Source organism: Candidatus Bathyarchaeota archaeon (genome assembly GCA_026014585.1).
Taxonomy (GTDB): domain Archaea; phylum Thermoproteota; class Bathyarchaeia; order Bathyarchaeales; family Bathycorpusculaceae; genus Bathycorpusculum.
The window spans coordinates 1-1,915 of the sequence record JAOZIA010000018.1; the positions used below are offsets into that span (position 1 = coordinate 1).

2 protein-coding genes are annotated in these 1,915 nt (G+C 45.5%); both read left to right on the forward strand.

The window, feature by feature from the left end:
- Window positions 1-58 precede the first annotated feature (58 nt).
- Window positions 59-901 carry a DUF1670 domain-containing protein gene (locus NWF01_06055; protein MCW4024582.1) on the forward strand — a complete coding sequence of 281 codons (843 nt, stop codon included), beginning with the start codon at window positions 59-61 and terminating at the stop codon, window positions 899-901.
- The gene (locus tag NWF01_06060; protein ID MCW4024583.1) at window positions 894-1,805 is read left to right on the forward strand and encodes a DUF1670 domain-containing protein; all 912 of its coding nucleotides are present in this window, start codon (window positions 894-896) and stop codon (window positions 1,803-1,805) included. The genes NWF01_06055 and NWF01_06060 overlap by 8 nt, the downstream gene beginning before the upstream one ends.
- Window positions 1,806-1,915 lie beyond the last annotated feature (110 nt).

The window sequence follows — 1,915 nt, forward strand, 5'->3', positions numbered from 1 at the left end:
CTATTTTAAGTTTGTATCATATGACCATAGGAGTAAGCTATCAAAAAAGGAGACTCTTATGGACAAGATTAAGTCAGAGCAAGGATATGGCGTGCAGCGGCTGCAGTCAAAGGACGCTCGCAGTGCCATTGTACAACGTTTGGCAGTTGACTTCAATTTAACTCCCATCATTGCTGAAGCTTTTTATCAGCAGTTTTCCATGTATTACCAAGAGCATGCAAATGTGTCGCTCTCCAGCGGGGAAATTGCCTATGAAGCAGTTTCCGCAGAAGAACCTGCTGGAAAACACATTCGGCTCACCAAAAAAGTTACCGTCAGATTGAAACTTATCGATTTCAATTCTGACCTACAAGCCTTGGCCGAGTACGGCCTGGCCGGATTAAGACAACATCGTCTGGCCCGCTTAACTCGTCAAGCTTATGATCAAGGCGCACTGCTCAGTTATGAAGATCTGGCCATGATTTTAACCACCAGCCCGGCAACTGTCCGCAGAGACGTATCTGCTCTCAACCACAACGGCATGTTCGTCATCACGCGTGGTGCAAAGCTGGACATGGGTCCGGGACTATCCCACAAAACCACGATCATCGACTATTACTTCAAGGGTTACAGCTTCACAGAAATCGAACGCATTACAAATCATAGCGAAGTAAGCGTCAAGCGTTATCTTGCTGACTTTGTTCAGGTAGCCGCACTTTACAAGCAGCAGTTTACTGCAAACCAAATCCGGCTGATTGCCCAGAAATCGGATCGACTAGTTAGAGAGTATATTGAGCTCTATAAAACCTATTCAACTAAAGACAATGAGCGCATGGATGACTTGCTCACACCTCAGCTACCTCATCAGGCCGAGGAAAAAAAAAGCGCTCAACTTCGATCCGGAGGTAAAGGAAATGATTAAGCCGCTTAGCAAAGAACAGGTACAGCTCAAAAAACAAAGGCGCTTGAGAGACAAAAGCCTTGAACAACACTTATTGCATAGGTTTCTCAACCACTACGGATATGACAAAGGAGAGATTACAGCCCATGCCATCATTGACGATATTCTGAATCTGATCGATCATTATTTCCTCGTCTCCAGCATCGATGACGATCTGCATCACCTTCATTATGGACAACTGGTATGGATGGCGGTTCCGGTGGATGAGTATCCCCAAAGAGCGAAATCAATCTCTCAAACTCGCATGAAGCCGGTGGTACTAAGCTTTCTGAGTGACGAAGATATCGATCACATAGCTCACGGGTTTGACTCCACCTCTCTGCGCAAGAAAAGGCTCGCCAGGTGGGTGGATCAGGCCTTTGATCAAGGTGCACTGCTTACACAGCTTGACCTTAGCTGTTTACTGGGTGTTTGCGATGCTGTTGTCAGCAAATATGTAAATGAAATCCAAAGCAGCGGGAAAATACTGCCTACCCGTGGCAATATTCATGATCTGTCAGGAGCCATTACCCATAAACGCGAGATCATTACTCTCTATCTGGAAAACTACCTTACCCCGGAAATAGCAATCAAAACTAATCATAGTAAGGAGGCTGTAGATAGATACATCAAAGACTACCACCGCGTTGAGACACTATGGAAACACGACATTACCGATCTGGAGCAAATCAGCCATCTCTCGAGATTGTCAAAGAACGTGGCACAGCAATACATTGACCTGCTTCCTGAGAAACTACTCAAAAACCATAATGCGAAACTGGTTGACATCGAAAACCCAATCAACAAACTTGGCAAGTCCGGTGAAACGGAAGCAGGCTCTGCTGGGGAGCAACCTGCCAGGGATAGCCGGAAACAAAATGAGTAAGGGCACGATCTTTCGACCGTGCCCACGTTCTCATTTTGGTAGATGCCTAAGAAAACCCATATTTTACAAGGCCTTAAGACATCCTATAGTCATTTGATACTATTTCATCA

Coding starts and splice junctions, on each gene's coding strand:
- NWF01_06060 (MCW4024583.1), top strand. CDS start 894: ATGATTAAGCCGCTTAGCAAAGAACAGGTACAGCTCAAAAAACAAAGG.
- NWF01_06055 (MCW4024582.1), top strand. CDS start 59: ATGGACAAGATTAAGTCAGAGCAAGGATATGGCGTGCAGCGGCTGCAG.